The organism is Nocardioides sp. zg-1228 (assembly GCF_017086465.1).
GTDB lineage: Bacteria > Actinomycetota > Actinomycetes > Propionibacteriales > Nocardioidaceae > Nocardioides.
On sequence record NZ_CP070961.1, the window covers coordinates 2,679,398 to 2,702,053 of the forward strand.

Genomic DNA, 22,656 nt, shown 5'->3' on the forward strand with positions numbered 1-22,656 from the left:
CTCAGAACTCGTAGCCGAAGGCCTCGATGGTGTCGGCGAACACCGTCGCCACGCGCTCCCTCGAGGCAGGGGTGTAGAGCTCGCGGTAGTGCCCGGCCGGCCGGGCGTTGCCCTTGGCCCGCGGCAGGTCGGGCTCGCCGGGCAGCCCGAGGTGCTCCCAGACCTCGCGCAGCTCGGCGTCGAGGCGCTCGTAGCGCAGGACCCGGTCGAGCGCCATCTTGCCGCGGATGCGGTAGAGCCGGCGGTTGTTGGCCAGCTGCTCGATCCAGACCTCCCGCACGTAGGTCTCGAAGTCGGGCAGCTCGGGACGGTCCTTGTACTTCCAGAAGTAGAGCGAGACCACGGCGTCCCACGGGTTGCGCTCGATCGCGAAGGTGAAGTAGTCGTCGAACACCTCGGCGCCGACGAGGTCGCGGGTGGCCTTGGCGCCCATGTGGTTGTAGGCCTTGCGCGGCAGGGGCGGGGACTGGAAGTTCTGCGGTGCACGACCGCCGGCCGCCTGGCGCAGCTTCTCGTCCTCGGGGCTGATCTCGGTGATGATGTCGTCGGGACCGCACACCTTCGACAACGCGATCTCCACGCTCGTCCCCGCCGTCTTGCGGGTCTTGAGGAAGATGAAGCGGTGCTGGTGGGACGCGATCACGGGCACGACCTTATCCGCCGGGCCCATCCGTCGGGCCCATCCGTCGGGCCATCCGTCGAGTCGGACCGACCCCACGGCTACGGTGGCGCCGTGACCGAGCCGAGGACAGCCACCGGGACCCATCTGCGCGGTGAGGACTGGTACGGCGAGGACCTCGGCGCGGCGCGCTTCGTCGAGTGCACCTTCACCGACGTGGACCTCTCCGAGGCGACGTCGTCGGGTGCCACGTTCGAGCGGTGCACCTTCCACGGCACCCGGTTCAACGACTCGGTGCACACCGCGACGGCGTTCGTCGGCTGCGACTTCCGCCGCGCGTCGTTCTTCGGCGCGACGCTCGACGGGTGCAAGCTCGTCGGCTCGGTCTTCTCCGAGTGCACGATGCGCCCCCTCACGGTCCTCGGCGGGTCGTGGCTCGGGGTGACGATCCGCGGCACCAACCTCTCCCGCCTCGACCTGACCGGCGTCGACCTGCGCGAGGCCGACCTGTCCCAGTCGGACCTCACCCTCACCGTGCTCGCCCGCACGCGCCTCGACCGCGCCGTGCTCCGACAGGCCAAGCTCGACCGCACCGACCTCCGCGGCGCCGCCCTCGACGGCGTCGACTTGGCCGCCGCCGACCTCCGGCGTACGCGCCTCGACCTCGCGGGCGCCGTCCTCCTCGCCGAGCTCCACGGCGCGGACGTCGACGGCTCCCCCTGACCGCTCAACCCGCCCCCTCCCCGCTAGGACACCCGGATCCGGGCCGTTGAGCGGGGATCTCCCCGCTCGAGCACCGCAGCGCAGCCCCCAGCTCCCAGCTCCCAGCATGAGCACTAGACACGTCCCGTCCCCGCTAGGACACCCGGATCCGGGCCGTTGAGCGGGGACGTCCCCGCTCAAGCACCCCCGCGCAGCCGCGCCCGCAGGCCGTCGAGGAGCAGGTCGAGCCCGAGGTCGAAGTCGGGCAGCGAGTCGAGGGGGCGTTCGACCGCACCGAGGCTGACGGCCTGGCGGGCGGTCTGCTCCTCGAAGGCGTGGCCGAACACGTAGTGCACGAGCGCGTGGGAGGCGACGGGCACCAGCTCGGACGGGACGTCGGCGTCGGTGAGGACCTTCTCGAGCTCGGCGACCGGCGCCGCGGCGCCGAGGCCGAAGGCCCACACGGTCGCGACCACGTCGGCGCCGTCGGTGCAGGCGAGCATCGCCTCGCGCAGCTCGGAGCAGATCTCGCGCACCCGGTCGGGCCACTCCGAGGCGGTACGCGCTCGCGCACCGCGGGCGAGGATCTCGTCGGCCACCGCCGCCAGCAGCGCCTGCTTGCTCGGGAAGTGGTGGTAGATCGCGCTGGGCTGGACGTCGAGCTCGGCGCCGAGGCGCCGCATCGTGAGCGCCGCGAGCCCGTGGGCGTCGAGCAGGGCGACGGCGTGGTCGAGCACGTCGCTGCGCCTGTGGGCCACGCACCCTCCCGGTCCTGGACGTCGTTGACGGGCCGTCGGCGCCACCCTAGCCTGAACACCGTTCAGCCTGAACACCGTTCAGGTCCCCCGTCCAGCCGCCGAGGACCACCGTGCCCGCCTCCACCCCCGCCTCCACCCCCGCCTCCACCCCCGACGCCGCGCCCGACATCGCGGTCCACGAGCGGCACGCCCGCTCCTCCCCCACCCGCGACATCGCGCTCGTCGCCGCGTTCGGGGCACTGATCTGCGCGAGTGCCTACATCGGCGCAGTCCCCGTCGGGAGCGCCGGCGTGCCGATCACCCTCCAGACGCTCACGGTGATGCTGGCCGGCTGCGTCCTCGGCCCGCTGCGCGGCTTCTCCGCCGTGATGCTCTACCTCGCACTGGGAGCCGTCGGCCTGCCGGTCTTCGCCGAGCACTCGTCGGGCATCGGCGTGTTCAGCGGCCCGAGCGGCGGCTACCTGATCGCGTTCCCGCTCGCCGCGGCGCTCGCCGGCTTCCTGGTGGAGTACGTCGCGCGCGAGCGCCGCACCCGGGCGATCGTCGTCTTCGCGTGCTCGTTCACCGCCGGCGCGCTGGTCGTCCACCTCCTCGGGATCCTCGGGATGATGCGCTTCTTTGACATCTCCTTCGCCGAGGCGGCCGCCTACGACGCGCCGTTCTGGATCGGTGACGTGGTGAAGACCTCACTGGTCGCGATGATCGCCGCCGAGGTGCACCGGGCGTTCCCGCAGCTTCTGCAGCGCGACTGACCGCGGACATCGGGACAGGACACCGGGACACGGCATGGCAACGATCCACTTCGACCGCGCGGGGGCGCGCGTGCCCCTGCCGGGGCGCGGCGAGCGCGAGATCCTGGCGCCGACGACCCTCGTGCTCACCGAGCGGCGGGTCGCCGTCATCGGGGCCAACGGCTCGGGCAAGTCCACGCTGGCACGCATGGTCAACGGGCTGGTCCGGCCCACCACCGGCCGGGTCACGGTCGACGGCCGCGACGTGGCACGCGAGGGCGCCGCCGTGCGGCGGCGGGTGGGGTTCTGCTTCACCGACCCGGCGGCCCAGCTGGTGATGCCGACGTGCGTGGAGGACGTCGAGCTGTCGCTGCGGCGCACCATCAAGGACGCCGGCGCCCGGCGCGAGCGTGCGATGGCGGTGCTCGCGGCCAACGGCCTCGAGGCGCATGCGCACGACTCGGTCCACTCGCTCTCCGGCGGGCAGCGCCAGCTGCTCGCCCTCGCCGGGGTGCTCGCCCTCGAGCCGGCGGTGGTGGTCGCGGACGAGCCGACCACGCTGCTCGACCGCGCCAACACCCGGCGCGTCGGCGACGCCCTCCTCGCACTCGACCAGCAGCTGCTGCTCGTCACCCACGACCTCGACCTGGCCGCCAGGTGCGACCGGGTGCTGGTCGTCGACGCCGCTCGCGTGGTCGCCGACGGGGCGCCGCGCGAGGCCATCGCCCACTACACGGGCCTGGTCGACGCGTGAGCGACCTGATGGCCGGGCTGCACCAGCCCGGCGACACGTTCCTGCACCGGCTGCCCGTCGGGGCCAAGGTGCTGGGCCTCGCCGTGCTCAGTCTCGCCGTCGTCGCGGTGCGCGACGTCCGTGCCGCGCCGGTGTTCCTCGCCGTGACGCTCCTGCTCGCCGTCGTGGCGCGGGTGCCGCTGCGCTCGGTGTGGCGCGCGGCCCGGGGCGTGCTGCTGATCGCGGCGGTGGCCAGCGCGTTCCAGTGGTGGTGGTACGGCCCGGGCAAGGCCGTCGAGACCTTCCTCGACCTGCTGACGCTCGGTCTCGCCGCCCTCTCGCTGACCGCGACGACGACCGTCGACGCGATGGTCGACGCGCTCTCGCGGTGGGCACGGCCGCTGCGCGTCGTCGGCGTCGACCCCGACCGCGTCGCGCTCACCGTCGCGCTGACGATCGGCGCCCTTCCCGGCACGATCGCCGTCGCCCGCGAGACCCGGGACGCGGCGCGGGCGCGCGGCCTGGACCGCAGCCCCCGGGCCTACCTGTCCCCGTTCGTGATCCGCGTCGTCGCCCGCGCCCACGAGTCGGGCGACGCGCTGCACGCGCGCGGCATCGGCGACGAGCAGTCCTGATCAGGACCGCTGGTTGACGAACCAGCGGTGGCCGAAGGGATCGCGGAAGACGGCCACGCGGCCGGCCGGCGGACTGTCCTCGGGTCCGCGGTCGAGGGTCACGCCCGACCCGGTCACCCGTCGGCACAGCGCGTCGACGTCGTCGACCTCGAGGTGCAGCGAGACGGCAGCGCCGCGGGACGTGTCGGGCGCCGCGACGCCGGCCGAGTCGAACTCGTCCGACATCATCCAGCGACCGCCACCGACGGCGAGCTCGACGTGGCCGACCCGCCCGTCCTCCATGACGATCGGCTCGACGACGACCTCCGAGCCCAGCACGTCGACGTACCACTGGATCGCGCGGCGTGCGTCGGCGACGCAGAGGTACGGCGTCAGCTCACCCATACGCGTCACTTCACCATCCGGGCGGACGCCTGTCCACCCATGGCGCGGCCGCCTCCACCTGGGCCGCGACCGCGAGGAGCAGCTCCTCCTCGGCGGGGCGCGCTGCCAGCATCACGCCGATCGGCAGCCCGTCGTCGGTCCAGTGCAGCGGCAGCGAGACGGCCGGCATGCCGGTCACGTTCCACGCGCTCGTCCACGGCGTGAACTCCTTCTGCCGGGCGAAGTCGCGCGCCGGGTCGGCGTCGTCGCGCAGCTCGCCGACCAGCGCCGGCGGCCGGGCGAGGGTGGGCGTGAGGACGACGTCGTACGGCGCGAGGGCCGCCAGCGCGGCGGCGGCGTGGCGACGCATCCGCCCGATCGCGAGGGCGAACTCGGGCCCGCTGACCGCGCGGCCGAGACCGGCAAGCCACCGTGTCAGCGGGCGCAGCCGGTCCTCGCGGCCGGGTGGGACGGGCGACAGGGCGGTGAGCACCGACCAGCAGGTCTCGAAGGCGGCCGTCGCCTCGAGCGGGATCGGCACCGGCACGTCCTCGACGTCGTGGCCCAGCGACGCCAGCAACCGCGAGGCGCCCTCCCAGGCCGCGACGCTCGCAGCGTGGACGTCGGTCTCCGCGATGACAGGGGTGATGAAGCGCGCGACCCGCAGCCGGCCGGGCTCACGGTCGCAGGCGTCGAGGAAGCTCCCGGACGGCGCGGGTGCCCAGTACGGGTCGCCGACCCGGCGACCCGCGAGCACGTCCAGCAGGGCGGCGGTGTCGCGGACGGTGCGCCCGAGGGTGCCGGGCGTGGCGAGCCCGGTGGGATCGCCGTAGTTCGGGGCGCCGCTGATGCGTCCCCGCGTCGGCTTGAGGCCCACGAGCCCGCAGCACGAGGCGGGGGTGCGGATCGAGCCGCCCCCGTCGGACCCCGGCGCGACGGGCAGCAGTCCGGCAGCCACCGCGGCGGCCGCACCCCCGGACGAGCCGCCGGCCGTGCGCGTGGGGTCCCACGGCGTCACGGCGGGCGGGGCGACGTCGGGCTCGGTGTAGCAGGGCGAGCCGAACTCCGGCGTGCTCGTCTTGCCCAGGCTCGGCATGCCGGCCGCCTCGACGGTGAGCACCAGGTCGTCGGAGGCGTCGGGCACGTGGTCGTCGTACGCCGCCGACCCGAAGGTGGTGCGCACACCCGCGGTGGGGTGCAGGTCCTTGATGCCGGTGGGCACGCCCCAGAGCGGGCCGGCGTCGGCGGGCCGGCCCTGCTCGGTCAGCCGGCGGGCGTGGTCGCGCGCCTGCTCGTGGGTGGGCGTGATGAAGGCGCCGACCCGATCGGCGCGGCCGGCGTAGTGCTCGACCAGCTCCAGCGGCGACACGTCACCCGTGCGTACGGCATCGCCCTGCTCGAGCGCGGTCAGGTCGTGCAGCACACCGTCGACCGTACCTGCGATGCGCGGTCCGGGTCAGGCCGCGACCTCGACCTCGTGGGCGACGAGCGCGTCGAGGGCACCGAGGAAGCGCTGCACGGCGGCCTCGTCCTCCAGCGGGTCACCGTCGAGGGCGGGCTCGTCGACGACGATGCCCTCCACGACGACAGCGCCGGCGATGGTGGCGGAGTGGCGGGCGTGCTCGTGCGACCACTTGCCGCCGTAGGGCGTCGGGGTCGCGCCGATGGCGGCGAAGGGCTTGCCGACGATGGCGCCCTGGCCGTAGGGGCGCGAGAGCCAGTCGATGGCGTTGTTGAGCACGGCCGGCATCGTGCCGTTGTACTCCGGCGTCACGGCGAGCACGCGGTCGGCGCTGGCCACCGACTCGCGGAGCGCGGCGGCCGCGGCCGGGACCGAGTCGCCGTCGAGCTCCTCGTTGTAGAACGGGACGTCGGCGAGGCCCTCGACGACGTCGACGGTGACGCCGGCCGGGGCATGGTCGCGGAGGTGCTCGGCGATACGGCGGTTGAGGCTCCCGGCGCGGTAGGAGCCGAGGAGGACAGCGACGCGGGTCTGGGTGTCAGCGGTAGTCATACCGTCGTAAACGGACCACGGTCCGCTTACATTCCCGCCTGGCCGGACTTTCTCCGGTCCTAGGCTGTCGGGGTGACCCGCCCCCTGCCGATGGCCGACGCCCCGGTCCCCGAGCGGGCCGACGCGGCGCGCAACAGGCAGGCCATCCTCGCAGCGGCCCTGCGACTGGTGCGGACCCGGGGGGTCGAAGCCGTGACGATGGACACGGTCGCGGCGGAGGCGGGAGTCGGCAAGGGCACGCTGTTCCGGCGCTTCGAGAGCCGCGAGGGCCTGATGGGAGCGGTGCTCAACGAGTCGGAGACGGCCTGGCAGGCGAGCGTGATCTCCGGGCCTCCCCCGTTGGGTCCGGGCGCTCCCCCGATGGACCGGCTCATCGCGTTCGGCCACTCACGGCTGCGCGCCAACCTCGCCCACGCCGACCTCATCGCGGCGGCCGGCCAGCCGGGCGCCCGCTCGGCTGCGGCGATGTCCTTCGCCAACCTGCACGTGCGCCACCTGCTGCGCGAGCTCGGCGTCTCCGGCGACCTCCTGATGCTCGCCACGGCGCTCCTCGCCCCGCTGGAGATGGTGGTGCTCGACCAGCAGGTCGTGCGCGACAACATCTCGGTCGAACGCGTCGAGGCGGGCTGGGACGACCTGGTGCGCCGGGTCGTGGGCTGACGCCGCACGCCGGCCGCGCTCAGCCGTCGAGGGACGTCAGCTGGCGCTTCATCGACGCGACCTCGACGGCCTGGTCGGAGGCGATATGGGTGGCCAGCTGGAACACCTCGGACTCCTGACCGCCGCTGCCATCGGCGAGGAGCGTCTCCACCATCACGATGGCGCCCTCGTGGTGGCGGATCATCAGCTGCAGGAAGAGCCGGTCGAAGTCGCGCCCCCGCGCATCGGCGAGCCGCTCCATCTGCTCGGGCGTGGCCATCCCCGGCATGCCGGCGTGGGTCGCGACCGCCCCACCGGCCTCGTCGCCGTGGTCGTCGTGCTGCTCGTCGTCCCCCGACCCGTGGTCGTCGGGGGTCTCGCCCGCTCCCTCGCCCCGGCGGGTCAGCCACCCCTCGAGCTGGGCGAGCTCCTCGACCTGTGAGACCTCGATGCGCTCGGCGAGGGTAAGGATGGCGCGCGTGCCGGTCCGGTCCGCCACCAGCGCGGTCATCTCGAGGGCCTGCGTGTGGTGCGGGACCATCTCCTCCACGAACGCCACGTCGGACGCGGTGTACGTCGGCACGGCGAGGCTCTCGACCTCCTCCGGCGACATGGTCTTCCCGGCCTCGCCCGGCGCGCCGAGCTGGACGACGGGCGCGCCCTGCTCGGTGTCGCGCGACGGCTCCTCGCCGGTGCATCCCGAGACACCCAGCGCGACCGCGACCGACACGACGACGGCTCCCACCCTGACCAGCGCGCTCATGTGGACTCCAGTTCCCCTCGAAAATGTCCGACCAAGGGATGGTGCGGCCGGCGCCGGTCGTCGCTACGTTTCTCGACATACTAGGTCGACCGGCCACGGCGCACGCCGCGGCCATCCGGGGCGACCGTCGTCGGAAGAAGGTCGCCACCCATGACGCCACCCATGACGCCGCCACGTCGCCCTCGTCGATTCCGCCGCCCGGCCCTCGCGGCGAGCCTCGCCGCGCTGGTCGCGGCGCTGCTGCCCGCCGCGGCCCAGGCAGCCGACGACCCCCGCATCGGGCTGGCTCCGGGCTACCTCCCCTGGAGCGAGGCCAGCAGCAACATCGAGCTGCTCGACAACAACCCCCGGGTCGCGCCGTTCGACGGAGCTCCGGGCGGTTCGAGCATCAACTCCGACCTCGCCTTCACCGGCGACCACGCCATCGTCGGCAACTACCTGGGCTTCCAGGTCTACGACGTGTCCGACCCCGCCGACCCCACCCTGAGCGGCTCGTTCGTGTGCCCCGGTGGGCAGGGTGACGTGAGCGTCTTCGGCGACCTGCTGTTCTTCTCGGTCGAGCAGACCTCGGCCCGCGTCGACTGCGGCTCCCAGGGAGTGACGGGCTCGGTGAGCCCCGAGCGGTTCCGCGGCGTCCGGATCTTCGACATCTCCGACCTCGCCGCCCCCGTCCAGGTGGGCGGCGTGCAGACCTGCCGCGGCTCGCACACGCACACGGTGGTCACCGACCCGGACGATCCCGACAACGTCTACCTCTACAACTCGGGCACCGCCGGCGTGCGGTCGGGCGATGAGCTCGCCGGCTGCGAGAGCGTCAACCCCAACACCACCACCGGCCCCGTCACGACCGGCAACCCGGCGCAGTGGCGCATCGACGTCATCAAGGTGCCGCTGGCCGCGCCCGAGGACGCCGCCATCGTCAGCCAGCCGCGGATCTTCACCGACCCCGCGACCGGCGCCTTCAACGGCCTGCAGAACACGCTCCCCGGCACCCCGCACCCGTCGGGCACCAACTACTCGCCGCTGCCCAACACCAACACCTGCCACGACATCACCGCCTACCCCGAGCTCGGCCTCGCGGCCGGCGCGTGCCAGGGCAACGGCATCCTGCTCGACATCACCGACCCGGTGAACCCCGAGCGCATCGACGCGGTGTCCGACCCCAACTTCGCCTACTGGCACTCGGCCACGATCAACAACGACGGCACCAAGGTGATCTTCACCGACGAGTGGGGCGGCGGCTCGGGCGCACGCTGCCGCGAGAGCGACAGGCCCGAGTGGGGTGCCGACGCGATCTTCGACATCGTCGACGGGAAGATGGCGTTCCGCAGCTACTACAAGCTGCCGGCGCCGCAGACCGCGCAGGAGAACTGCGTGGCCCACAACGGCTCGCTCGTCCCGGTCCCGGGCCGCGACATCATGGTCCAGGCCTGGTACCAGGGCGGCCTGTCGGTCATCGACTTCACCGACTCCGCCAACCCGGTCGAGCTCGCCTTCTACGACCGCGGGCCGGTCAACACCCCCAACCCCACCGGCCTCAACCTCGCCGGCTACTGGTCGACCTACTGGTACAACGGCCACGTCTTCGGCTCGGAGATCGGGCGCGGCTTCGACGCCCTGGCGTTCACCCCGAGCGACCTGCTCTCGGCCAACGAGATCGCCGCCGCCGGCGAATCGGTCGTCGAGGAGTTCAACGCCCAGCACCAGACGCCGCTGCGCTGGGCCCCGAGCTTCAACGTGGCCGGCTCCTACCTCGACCAGGCCGCCCGGTCGGGCGCGCTGGCCGGGGAGACCCTGACGGCCGTCATCGAGAGCTTCGGCACCGCCCGTGAGCTGTCCGCGCAGGGGGCCTCCTCGGCGCCCCTGGTCCGCCACCACCTCGACGCGGCGCGCCGGCTCCTCGGCGACAACGTCGAGCAGGTCCGGGCCCGGCGTGCCATCACCGAGCTGCGCGACAGCCTGCCGTGCGACGCCGGTTGCAAGCTGCCCACCAAGGTCGGCGCCGCCCACTCCCCCGAGCCGTCCAGCTTCGGACAGGCGTCGACGACGACGGTCACGGTCGACCGCGTCGGCACCGAGGGCGCCCTGCCCACGGGCAGCGTCGTGGTGACCGACAAGGCCGGCAAGCAGCTCGGCAAGGCCACCCTGGCTCGGGGCACCGCGGCCGTGGGCCTGCCCGCCGACCTCCCGGTGGGCACCCACACCCTGACCGCGGCCTACGCGGGCGACGACACCAACGCCGCCTCGTCGGCGACGTTCACCGCCACCGTCACCGCCGCGACGCCGACCGGGAAGGTCGCCTCCCGGACGAAGGTCACGGTCAAGCCGAAGAAGCCGCGCGTCAAGCAGGACTTCAGCGTCGTGGTGACGGTGAAGTCCCGCGGTGCCGACGCGACCGGGAAGGTGGTGGTCCGGGTCGACGGCACGTTGGTGAAGACCGCCCGGCTCTCCGACGGTCGGGTCGTCGTCAAGGTGAGGAAGAACCTCGCGGTCGGCGCGCACACGGTGTCGGCGAGCTTCGGCGGGTCCGACGCCGTGAGGAAGAGCCGCAACACCGTGAGGTTCCGGGTCGTGCGCTGACCCGGACGCGCAGCTGACGCACCAGCACGAGGCCCCGGCGGAGAGATCCGCCGGGGCCTCGTGCGTGCGGGCAGGTGCCCGCGGCCTGATCAGCGGTGGTGCCGGCGCAGACCGAAGGTGAGCCCGTCGACCAGCGCGCCCCACGACGCCTCGATGACGTTGGCGCCGACGCCGACGGTGACCCACGACGACTCGCCGTCGGTGGTCTCGATGAGCACCCGCGTGATCGCGTCGGTGCCGTGGCCTTGGTCGAGGATGCGCACCTTGTAGTCGATCAGCTCGAACTTCGCGACCTCCGGGAAGGCTTGCCCGATCGCCTCGCGCAGGGCGGCGTCGAGGGCGTTGACCGGACCGTTGCCCTCGCCCGTGACGACGTACCGCACGCCCTCCGAGCGCAGCTTGACCGTCGCCTCCGAGATCGCCTCGCCGTCGGTGCGGGTCTCGGTGATGACGCGCCAGGACTCGACGTCGAAGTAGGACGGGCGTGCGCCCTCGACCTCCTCGGCGAGCAGCAGCTCGAAGGACGCGTCGGCGGCCTCGAAGGTGTAGCCGCGCTGCTCGAGCTGCTTGACCCGGTCGGTGACGCGGGTGACCAGCTCCCTCATCTCCGGCGAGCCGTCGGACAGGTCGTAGCCGAGCTCGCGCCCCTTGAGCTCGATGGACGCGCGCCCGGCCATGTCGGAGACGAGCAGGCGCATGTCGTTGCCGACGACCATCGGGTCGAGGTGCTGGTAGAGGTCGGGGTCGACCTTGATCGCGCTGGCGTGCAGCCCTGCCTTGTGCGCGAACGCCGACGTGCCGACGTAGGGCTGGCGCGAGGCCGGCGGCACGTTGGTGACCTCGGCGACCGCGTGCGCGATGCGGGTGGCCTCGCGCAGCAGGCCCTGGGGCAGCACGGCGCGGTCCAGCTTGAGCTCGAGGTTGGCCACGACGGTGACGAGGTCGGCGTTGCCGGTGCGCTCGCCGTAGCCGTTGATGCAGCCCTGCACGTGCGTCGCGCCGGCCGCGACCGCCGCGAGCGAGTTGGCCACGGCGCAGCCGCTGTCGTTGTGGGCGTGGATGCCGACGCGCGCACCGGTGGTCTCGATGACGTCGAGCACCACGTCGGAGACCCAGTCGGGCAGCATGCCGCCGTTGGTGTCGCACAGCGCGACCACCTCGGCGCCCGCCTCGGCGGCCGTGCGCAGCACCTCGAGGGCGTAGTCGCGGTTGGCGCGGTAGCCGTCGAAGAAGTGCTCGGCGTCGAGGAACACCGTCTGGCCCTCGGCGCGCAGGTGGCTGACCGTGTCGCGCACCATCGCGAGGTTCTCCTCGAGCGTGGTGCGCAGGGCGAGCTCCACGTGCCGGTCGTGCGACTTCGCGACCAGGGTGACCACGCCCGCGCCCGAGTCGCGCAGGGCCGCGACGAGCGGGTCGTCGGCGGCGCGTACGCCCGCCCGGCGGGTGGCGCCGAACGCCGCGAGCCGCGCGTGGCGCAGGTCGAGCTCCTCGCGGGCCCGGCGGAAGAACTCGGTGTCCTTGGGGTTGGCGCCCGGCCAGCCGCCCTCGATGTACCCCACGCCCAGGCCGTCGAGCTGCTTGGCGATGCTCAGCTTGTCGGCGACGGAGAGGTTGAGGCCCTCCTGCTGGGCGCCGTCGCGCAGGGTGGTGTCGTAGACGTGGAACGAGCCGTGCAGGTCCATCGGAGGTCTCTCGGTCGGTGCGGTCGGGGCAGAAAAAAACCTCCTGGGGTGCAGGAGGTGGGCGCGGCGGGTGTTCCCGTCGCGCTAGGCAATGATGATGGTGCGGGTGCTCATGCCGCCATGGTGCCACCGATGCCCGGGATGGCGAGACGCGTGTCTCGCCATCCGAGCGGCGGCCTAGTGCACCCAGGTCGCCTTCGCGCCGCCGTCCTGCGAGGAGTTGACCACCATCTGGCCCTCCTCGAGCGCCACGCGGGTCAGTCCACCGCGCGGCACCGTCACGTCGCGGCCGTCGAAGAACACGAAGGGCCGCAGGTCGACGTGGCGCGGCTGCGGCACGCCGTCGACGATCGTCGGCTGCGTCGAGAGCGACACCACGTCCTGCACGATCCAGCGCTGCGGCTCGCTGCGCATGGCCTCGCGGGTCGTCTCCAGCTGCTCCCGCGACGCCGACGGACCGATCACCACGCCCTGGCCGCCGGCACCGTCACGCGGCTTGGCGACCAGCTCGGGGAGGCGGTCCAGCGCCTCCCGCAGCCGGTCGGCGTCGGTGAGGTCGTAGGTGCGCACCGACCGCACCTGCGGCTCCTCGTGGAGGTAGTAGCGGACCATGTCGTCGACGTGGGCGTAGACGGACTTGTCGTCGGCGACGCCGGTGCCGTAGCAGTTCACCATGCCGACGCGACCTGCCTGCCACGGCGCGAGCAGCCGGCCCGCGACGTCGGCGGCAGGGTCGGCGGCGGGATCGGTGGCGCGCAGCCCGTCCTGCTCGGTGCGCCGGTAGACCGCGCGCACCGGCGTGCCGTCGGCCAGCCGCAGCCCCTCGCCGTCGGGCAGCAGCCCGTCGAGCTCGACCAGCGTGAGCCCCGCCTCGTCGGCGAGGCGGCGGTGCTCGTAGTAGGCGGAGTTGTCCGGGCCGTCGGTCAGCAGCACCAGCGCGCCCTCGCCGTCGGGGTTGGTGGCCTCGAGGCAGCGGCGCAGCGCCGAGGCGCACTCCTCGAGGCCGGCCGGCTGCTCGACGTCCAGCACCTGCGACACGGCCTCCGAGACCGCCATCGCGTACGCCATCCCGGACGGCGTGCGGACGTTGTCCTCCAGCACCAGCAGGGTGCCGCTCTCGTCGCGGACCACGTCGAAGCCGGCGACCGAGATCCAGGCACCCGCCGCCGGCGCGCTGCCGCGGAGGCCGGGCTCGAGGTAGGGAGTGGCGTCCAGGACGTGGGCGGGCACGACGCCGTCGGTCACGCAGCGGCGCTCGGCGTAGACGTCGGCCACGAAGGCGTCGAGGGCGCGGATGCGCTGCGCCAGCCCGGCGGAGAGGAGCTCCCACTCCTCGGCGTCGAGCAGGCGCGGGACGGGGTCGGCACGGAAGGCATGGCCTCCGGCCCCACCGAAGCGGACGCCGCGCTCCTCCAGCACGGCGTTCACGCGTCGGCTCAGGTCGTCGCGCTCGCCGGGGGACGAGGGACGCTCGGTCGGGTCGGGGTGGGATGTCATGGGGCCCTGTCTACCGACAACGCGCCGCGGGGGCGTCATCCCCGGGGCATGCGGGGCCCACGGGGGGACGACTGCCCCGGCCACGGTCGAGCGCTCGGTGCCGGTGGAGCCCGCGGCCGGCCGAGGCGGCTCCCGGCGGGCGCGCGAAAGCCCCGGACCCGTCGGGTCCGGGGCTCGCGGGGTCGTTCACCTGCGGTCGTTCACTCGGGGCGGGTGGGCTCCCCGTCCACGACCTCGCCGTCGAGCAAGACAGCGTCGGCGGCGACCGGGTCGTCGAGGACCGCGTCGTCGAGGACCGGGTCGATGACGTGGACCGCGGCCTCCTCGGCACCGGCCGCGGCACCGTCGATGCCCACGTCCTCGGCGACGAGGTCCTTCTCCGTGTCCGTACGCACGCCCTCGTCCTCGGCCACGAGACGTCCCGCCCGCTCCCCCGTCGCCGTCTCCACGTCGGCCTGGACGGCCTCGCCGTCGGTCGAGTCCTCCGCCACGAGCGGCGCCAGCTCGCCCCGCTCGGCCTCCTCGGCCGCCTGCTCGTACGGGTCGGGCTCGACGACCTCCTGCTCCACCCGCTGGTCCAGCGACTCGCCCATGCTCTCCTCGAGCGGGGTGTTGCCGTAGCCCTGCGCCGCGGACCACTTCTCCGGCGGCGAGTAGCCCTCGTCCAGCGGCTCGGCCAGGCCCCGGTCGTCGACCAGGCTGTCGCCCTCACCCTGCGGCTGGTTCTCGTCGTCGACGCTGTAGCCGTGGTAGCTCTCGTTGTCGGTGGTGTCCCCGGTGACGTCGACCGCGGGGTCGGTGCCGATCTCGGTGCCGATGTCGGGCTGGTCGGAGCTCATCAGTCCTCCTGCTGTCGGTGGGTGAACCCGCTAGGTACCCCCGACGCCCGCTGCTACACGGCGAGGTCCGTCACAACCAGGCGGGCAGGCGTACGCCGGAGAACGGCGCGGCGTCGTCGGGCGCCCAGTCGGTGCCCTGCGCGGTCGCGGCCGCGGCCAGGCCGGACCCGGCCGCCGCGACGAGCAGGGTCGCGAGCAGCCACGGCACACCGCGGCGGGCGAGGGGGTCGACCAGGCGGTGGACCGGCGAGCGGAGCCGCTCGGACCCCGGCCCCCACCAGGTCGAGACGGCGAAGACGACGCCGATCGCGGCGAGCGAGGTGGTCATCGACAGCGACGCCGCGAAGCAGATCAGGGCCACGGCGCACGCGATGCCCGCGCTCCAGAGGAACAGCACGAGCGAGCCGCCCATGCCGGCCACCACGTGCCACGGCGCGGCCAGCAGCACCTGGATGCCGTCGTACCAGCGCGCACCGCGTCGGTCGCGGCGGCTGCCGGCGGACGCCGCGGCGAGCGAGCCGCTGCGCAGCAGCCACACCACGACGAAGAGGACCCCGAGCGCGACGTAGGGGGCGAGGGTGATGGCGCCGGCCACGACGCCGCCGAGGGCAAGCAGCGTGAGCGAGCGACGCACGCGCTCACCAGTGGGCACCTGCTCGCGCTGGGGCGGCCCGTAGTCGGAGACGTACTCGACCGAGCCGTCGGGCAGGACGCGGGTGTGGCGGTGCGGCGCGGTGGCGGCGTCGCCCCACCCGACCGTCACGTCGGCGTCGTGCCACGCGTCAATGCGGTCGTCGTCGTGCCAGTCGGCGCGCTCGTCGGTGCGGTCGTCGGTGCGGTCATTCCCGGGGTGGTCCCAGTCGCCGGACCAGTGCACCGGCTCCGCAGCGGCGCCCTGCGCGAACGTGCCGAGGCGGGTGGGGGCATCGAGGTCCTGGCGGACGCCCGCGACGTAGGGCAGCGTGATCGGTCCGGGCGTGCGGTGGGCGTGCTCCGTGCCCACCGGGGAGGCGAGGTCCTCGAGCCAGTCGCGCACCTCGGTCAGGGAGGGCCGGTCGGCGGGCTCGGGGGCGAGCGCCTGCTCCACCAGCTCGCGCATGTCGGGGTCGAGGCCGTCGAGGTCGTGCTCGCCGCGGCGCACGCGGTCCATCACCGCCACCGACGGCCCGCGCCCGAACGGCGCACGCCCGGTGCCGGCGTACGCCACGGTCGCGGCCCAGGCGTGCACGTCGGAGGCGGCGGTGGCGTCGTCGCCGTAGAGGATCTCGGGGGCGAGGTAGCCCGGCGTGCCGAGCAGCCATCCGTTCATGGTGATGCGCGAGTCCTCCGCCACCCGGGCCAGGCCGAAGTCGATGAGGATCGGCGTGCGGCCCTCCATGATCACGTTGGACGGCTTGATGTCGCGGTGCAGCACGCCGACGGAGTGGACCGCCTCGAGCGCCTCGGCGAGGCAGTCGGCGAACCAGACCAGGTCGTCGCCCTCCAGCGCCCCCTCCTCGTGCACGTGGTCGTGGAGCGAGAGGCCAGGGACGTAGCGTGTGGCGACGTAGGGGATCTCGCCGAAGGGGTCGGCGTCGACGATCTCGGCGATGCGGCGACTGCGGACGCGGCTGAGCGAGCTGACCTCGCGGGCGAGCCTGCGACGCGCCTCGTCGTCGCCGACCACGTGCGGGCGCAGCACCTTGATCGCCACGGGGCGCTCCCCCGGCCGCTGGCCGAGGTGCACGACTCCCATGCCGCCCTCGCCGAGGCGGGCACGCAGGGCGTAGCCGCCCACGGTCAGGCCGGGCGGCGGCGCCTTCGGGGACGTCGTCACGGCACGAGGATAGTGCCGTAGGCATCGGATCCCCCTGACCACGGCTGCTCGGCGCAGCCGGTGGCGGCGCACAGGCGCGTTGTCGGTGCCGTCGGCGACCATGGGGCGGTGGACGAGACACGGCGACGGCTGGCCGACGAGCGTGACCAGGCCCTCACGCGCCTGGCCGGCCTGACCGGCGACTACGACGCAGTCGTCGCGGCGTCCCTCGACACCAACGCCGACGACGAGCACGACCCCGAGGGCGCCACCATCGCGTTCGAGCGCTCGCAGATCGGAGCCCTCGTCCGGCAGGTGCGCGGCCGCGTGGCCGAGGTGGACGCCGCGCTCGAGCGGGTCGACGCCGGGACCTACGGTGTGTGCGAGTCGTGCGGGCGGCCCATCGGCGACGCCCGACTCGAGGCGCTCCCGGCAGCGCGCACCTGCATCCGGTGCGCGGGACGCGACCCGGGCTCGCGCTGACCTCACGGGTGTGCTCTGGGTGGTCTCCCGCCCTGCCGATGCGGTACGTCGTGGAGGTGCCGGGTGTCCGGTCCCCGCCGCGAGCCGCGCCCGGGCGTCATCCCTCCACAGATTCGGCGACGGCGGGCGTCCTTGAGCGGTCACGTCCCCGCTCAACCAGTCGGATCCGGGTGTCCCAGCGGGGACGAGACTGTCCTAGTGGGGCTGCTCGGGTGGTGGAAAGGCAGCGGCTGGTGCTGCTCGACCACATCCGCGGCTGGTGTGCCGACTCGCGCACCAAGGTCACCGCCAGCCCGGTCATCGACCTCAACACCCAGCCTGCACGCCGCGGCGCTACGAGACCACCGCGCCCGGCACGTACGAGTGGACCAGCCCCCACGGCGGCCACGGGCACGAAGGTCAGGCCCAGCAGGCTCGCGGGAATCCACCACTCGCGGCGGGGACGGCGCCGCGCCGCGGTCGTGCGGATGGGGTCGGAGGCGGTGGTCGTCATGGCGACGAGCCTCGTCGCGCGGCGGCGTACGACGCATCGGCCCGCAGGCCGGCGCGGGTCAGCCGATCGGCCGGGGCGAGCCCTCCGACCGCTCCAGCGCCGCGATCAGCGTCCGGGCGTCGTGGGGGCCGATGTGGCGGGTCGGGCCGATGAAGAAGGTGGGGGTGCCGCGCACGCCGCTCGCCTCGGCCGACGCGACGTCCTGGGCGACGTGGCGGGCCAGCTCCTCGTCGTCGAGGTCACGGAGGAACTGCTCGACGTCGAGGTCGAGGTCGGCGGCGTAGCCGGCCAGGTCCTCCAGCTCGAGCTCGTCCTGGTGGGCGAAGAGCAGCTCGTGCATCTCCCAGTAGCGGCCCTGCCGCGCCGCCGCCTCCGCCGCGAGCGCGGCCAGCTCGGCGTGCGGGTGGACCGGGAGCGGCAGGTGACGGGTGACGTAGCGCAGCCGGTCGCCGAAGTGCGCGCGCAGCTCGTTGCCGACCCCGCTGACGCGGGCACAGAACGGGCACTCGTAGTCGAGGTACTCCACGAGCGTCAGCGGCGCGTCGACCGGTCCGAGGACGTGGTCGCGCGCGGGGTCGACCGGCCGGCTCAGGGTCGTCGGCAGGGCGGCGTCGCCCTGGCCGAGGAAGCGGGCGGCGAAGCGGAACGCGAGCCATCCCGCCAGGCTCGCGAGCACAGCGGCGAGCAGGACGCCCACGCGGGCCTCGTCCTGGAGCCGGGACGACTCGAAGGCCAGGCTGATGATCAGCAATGACACCGTGAACCCGATCCCGGAGAGCGCGCCGCCGGCCAGCGTGTGCCCGAGTCCCACGCCCTGCGGCAGGCGTCCCCAGCCGAGCCGCACGCTGGCCCAGGCGCCGGCGAAGATGCCGACCGACTTGCCCACCACCAGTCCGAGCACGATGCCCCACATCAACCGTGAGCCCAGCGCGTCGCCGAGGACTCCGTCGCGCAGGTCGACGCCGGCGTTGGCCAGCGCGAAGACCGGTACGACGACGTTGCTGGTCGGGGCGTGCAACGCCTCCTGGAGCCGCTCGTTGACCGAGATGGCCCGCGTCAGCGACCGCCGCGCCACCCGCTGCACGCCGGGCATCGGCGACTGCCGGAACGCGCGGAAGCTGCGCGCCGCGTCCTCCACGTCGGAGCGCCGCGGGTCGAGCGCGGGGACCAGCAGGCCGCTCAGCATGCCGGCGATCGAGGCGTGCACGCCCGACTCCAGCGTGGCCACCCAGAGGACGACCACCACCAGCACGTAGGGCGCCGCCTGCCACACGCCCGCGCGGCCGAGCCCGACCAGCACGAGCAGGCACGCCGCGGCGACCGCGAGCGCCCCGAGCGAGAGGTGGTCGGAGTAGACGACCCCGATGACGCTGACGGCGACGATGTCGTCGATGACGGTGAGGGTCAGCAGGAAGATCCGCAGCTGCGTCGAGACCGCCGGCCCGACGAGCGCCATCACCCCGAGCAGGAAGGCGGTGTCGGTGCCGATCACCGCGCCCCAGCCGGCCGCGGCCTCCCCGGAGGGGTTGAGGGCCAGGAAGATCGCGGCCGGGACGAGCATGCCGGTCGTGCCGGCGACCAGCGGCACGACCACCCGGCTGCGGTCGACGAGCTCGCCGATCGCGAACTCCTTGCGGACCTCGAGGCCGATGACGAAGAAGAAGACGACCATCAGGCCGTCGTTGATCCAGTGGTGCAGGTCCATCGTGAGCCCGCCGTCGCCGAAGCGCACGGACACCTCGGTGTGCCACAGGTCGACGTAGGACTGCGACCAGGGCGAGTTGGCCCAGACCAGGGCGACCAGCGCGGCGACGACGAGCAGGCCCGCCGAGCCCGACTCGGTACGGATGAAGTCGCGCAGCGAGCGTGGGCTCTGCGCCTCGAACGCGCTCGCCCCCCGGCAGGACGACTGGTCGGGGTCGCGGTCCGACGGCGCCGTGCTCACCCGGACGAGGCTAGCGGGCGGGTCGCCGCTGCGCGGCTCAGCAGACCCGGTGCATCCAGCCGAAGGTGTCCTCGGCGCGACCGAACTGCATGCCGACGAGGGCCTCGCGGATCTGCATGGTGAGCCCGGTGCTCGCCGGCGCCGGGGTCACGCCGCTGGGCGAGCGCAGCTCGCCGACCGGGGTGACGACCGCGGCCGTGCCGCACGCGAAGACCTCGGTGATGTCACCGGACGCGATCCCCTCGCGCCACTCGTCGATGGAGACCTTGCGCTCCTCGACCGCGTGGCCGAGCTTGCCCGCCAGCTCGATGATCGAGGCGCGGGTGATGCCCTCGAGGATCGTGCCGGTCTCGGGGGTGACGACCCGGCCGTCGGCATGGACGAAGAACAGGTTCATCCCGCCGAGCTCCTCGATGTAGCGGAACTCCTGGTCGTCGAGGAACACCACCTGGTCGCAGCCCTGCTCGATCGCCTCGCGCTGGGCGGCCAGCGAGGCGGCGTAGTTGCCGCCGGTCTTGGCCGCGCCCATCCCGCCGCGCCCGGCGCGGGTGAAGGACTCCGACAGCCACAGGTTGACCGGCTTGATGCCGCCCTTGAAGTAGGCGCCGGCGGGCGAGGCGATCACCATGAACGTGACGTGCTCGGCCGGGCGCACGCCGAGGAAGGACTCCGAGGCGAACATGAAGGGCCGCAGGTAGAGCGACTTCTCCCCCTCGCTCTCGGGCACCCAGCGCTGGTCGACCCGCACCAGGGCGTCCACGGCCGCGACGAAGTCGTCGACGGGGAGCTCGGGGAACGCCAGGCGCCGCGAGGAGCGCACCATCCGCTCCGCGTTCTGGTCGGGCCGGAAGGTCCAGATCGAGCCGTCGTCGTGCCGGTAGGCCTTCATCCCCTCGAAGGTCTCCTGCGCGTAGTGCAGCACCGCGGTCGCCGGGTCGAGGGTCAGCGGGCCGTAGGGCTCGATCCGACCGGCGTGCCAGCCGTCGGCGGGCGTCCACTCGAGCGTGAGCATGTGGTCGGTGAAGTGCGTGCCGAAGCCCGGGTTGGCGAGGATCTCCGCGAGGCGGGCGTCGTCGACGGGTGCGGGGTTGGCGGTGGTGCTGATCTGCATGGGGTCAAACCTACTCAGGTGTGGCTCAGAGGCGAGCGGCGATGGCGTCCCCGACCTCGCTCGTACGACGGCTCGTGCCCGGCGCGCGCTCGGTGAGGTCGGCCAGGACGGCCGCCTCGATCCGCGCGGCCGCCTCGGCGTGGCCGAGGTGGTCGAGCAGGAGGGCGCCGGACAGGATCGCGGCGGTCGGGTCGGCCTTCTGCTGGCCGGCGATGTCGGGGGCGGAGCCGTGGACCGGCTCGAACATGGACGGGGCGGTGCGGTCGGGGTTGACGTTGCCGGAGGCGGCGAGCCCGATGCCACCGGTGACGGCGGCGGCGAGGTCGGTGATGATGTCGCCGAAGAGGTTGTCGGTCACGATCACGTCGAAGCGGGCCGGGTCGGTGGCCATGAAGATCATCGCCGCGTCGATGTGGATGTAGTCGGTGGTGACGTCGGGGTACTCGGCCCCGACCTGCTCGAAGAGCCGCCACCAGAGCGAGCCGGCGTTGACGAGCACGTTGGTCTTGTGGACCAGCGTGAGCTTCTTGCGTGCCCGACCCTGTGCCCGGGCGAAGGCGTCGCGGACCACCCGCTCCACGCCGTAGGCGGTGTTGACCGAGACCTCGGTCGCCACCTCGGCCGGGGTGCCGACCCGCAGCGCGCCGCCGTTGCCGGTGTAGGGACCCTCGGTGCCCTCGCGGACCACCACGAAGTCGATGTCGCCCTTCTCCAGCACCGACTCCGCCAGGGGTGAGGTGGAGCCGGGGAAGAGCCGCGACGGGCGCAGGTTGACGTAGTGGTCGAGCTCGAAGCGCAGCCGCAGCAGCAGCCCGCGCTCGAGGATGCCCTGGGGCAGGTGGGGGTCGTTGGGCCTGCCGCCGACCGCCCCGAGCAGGATCGCGTCGTGCTCACGGATCTCCGCGAGCACCGAGTCGGGCAGCACCTCTCCGGTGGCGAGGTAGCGCTCGGCGCCGAGGTCGTAGCGCGTCGACTCGAAGGTCACGGGGGCCGCGGCCTCGAGGACCTTCAACGCCTCCGCCGTGACCTCGGGCCCGATGCCGTCGCCGGGGATGACGGCGAGGGTCGGGTTGCCGGTGGCGCGGGCGGTGGCGGGCTGCGGGGTCTCGGACATGCCGCGAAGGCTAGTTGTCGTCCGGACGCTGGCCGCCACCGTCTCGCAGATCAAGCGCCCGCTGGACGGCGACGGCGGTGTTCTCGGCGCTGCGCGGGTTGTCGGGGTCGTGGGCCGCGGGGCCCCAGGTCTCGGGGTACATCTGGTACATCTCGCTCACTCCTGCGTGGTGCGTCGCTATGGGGGTGAGCCCGAAGCCGCCGACACCGCGGCGGGTGGGGAAGCAGGGGGTTCGGGGATCGCCCGGGCCCGGCTGCCGGCCGACGAGCGTGCGGATCGCGCGGTTGCTGCGCAGGACCCGCCGCGAAGGCGGAGGCTTCGAGCTCGGCTGGGCTGCTGCCCAGCGGAGGGGCGAAAGGCCGGTGGCGGAACCTCGTCAACGCCGAACACCGCGACGAGGTGGCCTCTCTGTCAGGCCCCGCCGCGGCGATCGATGAGTACGAAGACGCTCCGCATGATGGGGAGACCATACGACCGGCCGGGCGGTCGGCGCAGCAACGATCCCTCCATGTGTCAGATCGTGAGACGTCAGCCCGCGCACCGGGATCGCGGGTGCGGGGTGACAGACTCGGCGACCTCATGTCTGCTCCCCCCGACCTCCCCCACATCGTCCAGCGTGCCTTCGACGTGTGCCGCCAGGCCGGCTACGTCGCGTTCTGCCGCAACGAGACCGGTCGCCTGCTCGCGACCCTCGCGGCGACGCGCGGCGGCACCATGGCCGAGTTCGGCACCGGCTGCGGGGTCGGCACCGCCTGGCTCCGCAGCGGCGTGCGCAACGGCGCCCGGATCCTGACCGCGGAGCTCGACGAGTCGCTGGCCGGCGCCGCGGCGAAGATCTTCGACGACGACGAGAAGGTCGAGGTGCTCGCCGCCGACTGGAGCGTGCTGCGCGAGCACGGCCCCTTCTCCCTGCTCTTCCTCGACTCGGGCACCCCGTCGGAGGTCGGCGTCGACGCGATCGTCGACCTCGTCGAGCCCGGCGGCATCGTGGTCCTCGACGACTTCGCGCCGTGCGAGTCCTGGCCCCCGATCACCTACGGCCGGGTCGACACGCTGCGCGAGCAGTGGCTCACCGACGAGCGGTTCACCGCCGTCGAGGTCATGGTCGCCGCGGACGCCTCGGCCGTCATCGCGACCCGCCGCTGAGGCCCCGCGCGCCT

General features: G+C 73.4%; 22 protein-coding genes. 8 read left to right on the forward strand and 14 right to left on the reverse strand.

Annotated features, from left to right (window positions below; all coding sequences use genetic code 11):
* Window position 1: 1 nt before the first annotated feature.
* Window positions 2-643, reverse strand: a complete 642-nt coding sequence (locus tag JX575_RS12930) for a sulfotransferase family 2 domain-containing protein (protein WP_186340870.1) — start codon at window positions 641-643, stop codon at window positions 2-4.
* A 90-nt stretch (window positions 644-733) separates the two neighbouring features.
* On the opposite strand from JX575_RS12930, the gene JX575_RS12935 reads away from it, so the two are divergent.
* Window positions 734-1,342, forward strand: a complete 609-nt coding sequence (locus JX575_RS12935; protein WP_186340869.1) for a pentapeptide repeat-containing protein — start codon at window positions 734-736, stop codon at window positions 1,340-1,342.
* 176 nt (window positions 1,343-1,518) lie between these two features.
* Here JX575_RS12935 and JX575_RS12940 read toward each other — a convergent pair whose 3' ends face one another.
* The gene (locus tag JX575_RS12940; protein ID WP_186340868.1) at window positions 1,519-2,079 is read right to left on the reverse strand and encodes a TetR family transcriptional regulator; all 561 of its coding nucleotides are present in this window, start codon (window positions 2,077-2,079) and stop codon (window positions 1,519-1,521) included.
* A 110-nt stretch (window positions 2,080-2,189) separates the two neighbouring features.
* Here JX575_RS12940 and JX575_RS12945 point away from each other — a divergent pair, with 110 nt between their 5' ends.
* The 3 genes from JX575_RS12945 to JX575_RS12955 are packed head-to-tail and all read left to right on the forward strand — an operon-like array spanning window position 2,190 to window position 4,178.
* A complete protein-coding gene (locus tag JX575_RS12945) occupies window positions 2,190-2,831 on the forward strand; it encodes a biotin transporter BioY (protein ID WP_241005143.1) in 642 nt (213 codons plus the stop codon).
* Window positions 2,832-2,865: 34 nt separating this feature from the next.
* The gene (locus tag JX575_RS12950) at window positions 2,866-3,564 is read left to right on the forward strand and encodes an ABC transporter ATP-binding protein (protein WP_186340867.1); all 699 of its coding nucleotides are present in this window, start codon (window positions 2,866-2,868) and stop codon (window positions 3,562-3,564) included.
* Window positions 3,561-4,178, forward strand: coding sequence for an energy-coupling factor transporter transmembrane protein EcfT (locus tag JX575_RS12955; RefSeq protein ID WP_241005144.1), 618 nt, complete (start codon window positions 3,561-3,563; stop codon window positions 4,176-4,178). Before JX575_RS12950 ends, JX575_RS12955 begins: the two co-directional genes overlap by 4 nt.
* Here JX575_RS12955 and JX575_RS12960 read toward each other — a convergent pair whose 3' ends face one another.
* Genes JX575_RS12960 through JX575_RS12970 form a run of 3 tightly spaced genes read right to left on the reverse strand, consistent with a single transcriptional unit; the run spans window position 4,179 to window position 6,555 of the window.
* Complete coding sequence (locus JX575_RS12960; protein ID WP_186340866.1) at window positions 4,179-4,562, reverse strand: VOC family protein; 384 nt, start codon at window positions 4,560-4,562, stop codon at window positions 4,179-4,181.
* Between the two features lie 10 nt (window positions 4,563-4,572).
* Window positions 4,573-5,964 (reverse strand): amidase, encoded by a 1,392-nt coding sequence (locus JX575_RS12965; RefSeq protein WP_186340865.1) that lies wholly within the window; start codon window positions 5,962-5,964, stop codon window positions 4,573-4,575.
* A gap of 33 nt (window positions 5,965-5,997) precedes the next feature.
* The gene (locus JX575_RS12970; RefSeq protein ID WP_186340864.1) at window positions 5,998-6,555 is read right to left on the reverse strand and encodes an NAD(P)H-dependent oxidoreductase; all 558 of its coding nucleotides are present in this window, start codon (window positions 6,553-6,555) and stop codon (window positions 5,998-6,000) included.
* 72 nt (window positions 6,556-6,627) lie between these two features.
* On the opposite strand from JX575_RS12970, the gene JX575_RS12975 reads away from it, so the two are divergent.
* Complete coding sequence (locus JX575_RS12975) at window positions 6,628-7,215, forward strand: TetR/AcrR family transcriptional regulator (protein WP_241005145.1); 588 nt, start codon at window positions 6,628-6,630, stop codon at window positions 7,213-7,215.
* A gap of 19 nt (window positions 7,216-7,234) precedes the next feature.
* Here JX575_RS12975 and JX575_RS12980 read toward each other — a convergent pair whose 3' ends face one another.
* Window positions 7,235-7,957: a DUF305 domain-containing protein gene (locus tag JX575_RS12980; protein WP_186340863.1), complete on the reverse strand. Its 723-nt coding sequence runs from the start codon at window positions 7,955-7,957 to the stop codon at window positions 7,235-7,237.
* 150 nt (window positions 7,958-8,107) lie between these two features.
* On the opposite strand from JX575_RS12980, the gene JX575_RS12985 reads away from it, so the two are divergent.
* On the forward strand, window positions 8,108-10,537 hold the full coding sequence (locus JX575_RS12985) for an Ig-like domain-containing protein (protein ID WP_186340862.1): 2,430 nt from the start codon (window positions 8,108-8,110) through the stop codon (window positions 10,535-10,537).
* Window positions 10,538-10,626: 89 nt separating this feature from the next.
* Here the strand turns inward: JX575_RS12985 and cimA are convergent, their stop codons facing one another.
* The 4 genes from cimA to JX575_RS13005 all read right to left on the reverse strand — a co-directional run bounded on the left by cimA (window position 10,627) and on the right by JX575_RS13005 (window position 16,371).
* Window positions 10,627-12,219, reverse strand: a complete 1,593-nt coding sequence (gene cimA, locus JX575_RS12990; protein ID WP_186340861.1) for a citramalate synthase — start codon at window positions 12,217-12,219, stop codon at window positions 10,627-10,629.
* 177 nt (window positions 12,220-12,396) lie between these two features.
* Window positions 12,397-13,716 carry a circularly permuted type 2 ATP-grasp protein gene (locus tag JX575_RS12995; protein WP_186340860.1) on the reverse strand — a complete coding sequence of 440 codons (1,320 nt, stop codon included), beginning with the start codon at window positions 13,714-13,716 and terminating at the stop codon, window positions 12,397-12,399.
* A gap of 200 nt (window positions 13,717-13,916) precedes the next feature.
* Window positions 13,917-14,555, reverse strand: a complete 639-nt coding sequence (locus tag JX575_RS13000; RefSeq protein WP_206054393.1) for a DUF5709 domain-containing protein — start codon at window positions 14,553-14,555, stop codon at window positions 13,917-13,919.
* Window positions 14,556-14,625: 70 nt separating this feature from the next.
* Window positions 14,626-16,371, reverse strand: a complete 1,746-nt coding sequence (locus tag JX575_RS13005) for a serine/threonine-protein kinase (RefSeq protein ID WP_186340859.1) — start codon at window positions 16,369-16,371, stop codon at window positions 14,626-14,628.
* Between the two features lie 108 nt (window positions 16,372-16,479).
* Here JX575_RS13005 and JX575_RS13010 point away from each other — a divergent pair, with 108 nt between their 5' ends.
* Window positions 16,480-16,833 (forward strand): TraR/DksA C4-type zinc finger protein, encoded by a 354-nt coding sequence (locus JX575_RS13010; protein ID WP_186340858.1) that lies wholly within the window; start codon window positions 16,480-16,482, stop codon window positions 16,831-16,833.
* A gap of 551 nt (window positions 16,834-17,384) precedes the next feature.
* Here JX575_RS13010 and nhaA read toward each other — a convergent pair.
* From nhaA to JX575_RS13030, 4 genes are read right to left on the reverse strand one after another with little or no spacing between them, the layout of a single operon-like run.
* Window positions 17,385-19,271 (reverse strand): Na+/H+ antiporter NhaA, encoded by a 1,887-nt coding sequence (nhaA, locus tag JX575_RS13015; protein ID WP_241005146.1) that lies wholly within the window; start codon window positions 19,269-19,271, stop codon window positions 17,385-17,387.
* Between the two features lie 37 nt (window positions 19,272-19,308).
* Window positions 19,309-20,382 (reverse strand): branched-chain amino acid aminotransferase, encoded by a 1,074-nt coding sequence (locus JX575_RS13020; RefSeq protein ID WP_186340857.1) that lies wholly within the window; start codon window positions 20,380-20,382, stop codon window positions 19,309-19,311.
* Window positions 20,383-20,407: 25 nt separating this feature from the next.
* Entirely contained in the window at window positions 20,408-21,496 is a 1,089-nt protein-coding gene (locus tag JX575_RS13025) for a 3-isopropylmalate dehydrogenase (protein ID WP_186340856.1), read from the reverse strand.
* Between the two features lie 10 nt (window positions 21,497-21,506).
* On the reverse strand, window positions 21,507-21,656 hold the full coding sequence (locus tag JX575_RS13030; RefSeq protein WP_186340855.1) for a hypothetical protein: 150 nt from the start codon (window positions 21,654-21,656) through the stop codon (window positions 21,507-21,509).
* Window positions 21,657-22,075: 419 nt separating this feature from the next.
* Here JX575_RS13030 and JX575_RS13035 point away from each other — a divergent pair, with 419 nt between their 5' ends.
* On the forward strand, window positions 22,076-22,642 hold the full coding sequence (locus JX575_RS13035; protein WP_186340854.1) for a class I SAM-dependent methyltransferase: 567 nt from the start codon (window positions 22,076-22,078) through the stop codon (window positions 22,640-22,642).
* Window positions 22,643-22,656 lie beyond the last annotated feature (14 nt).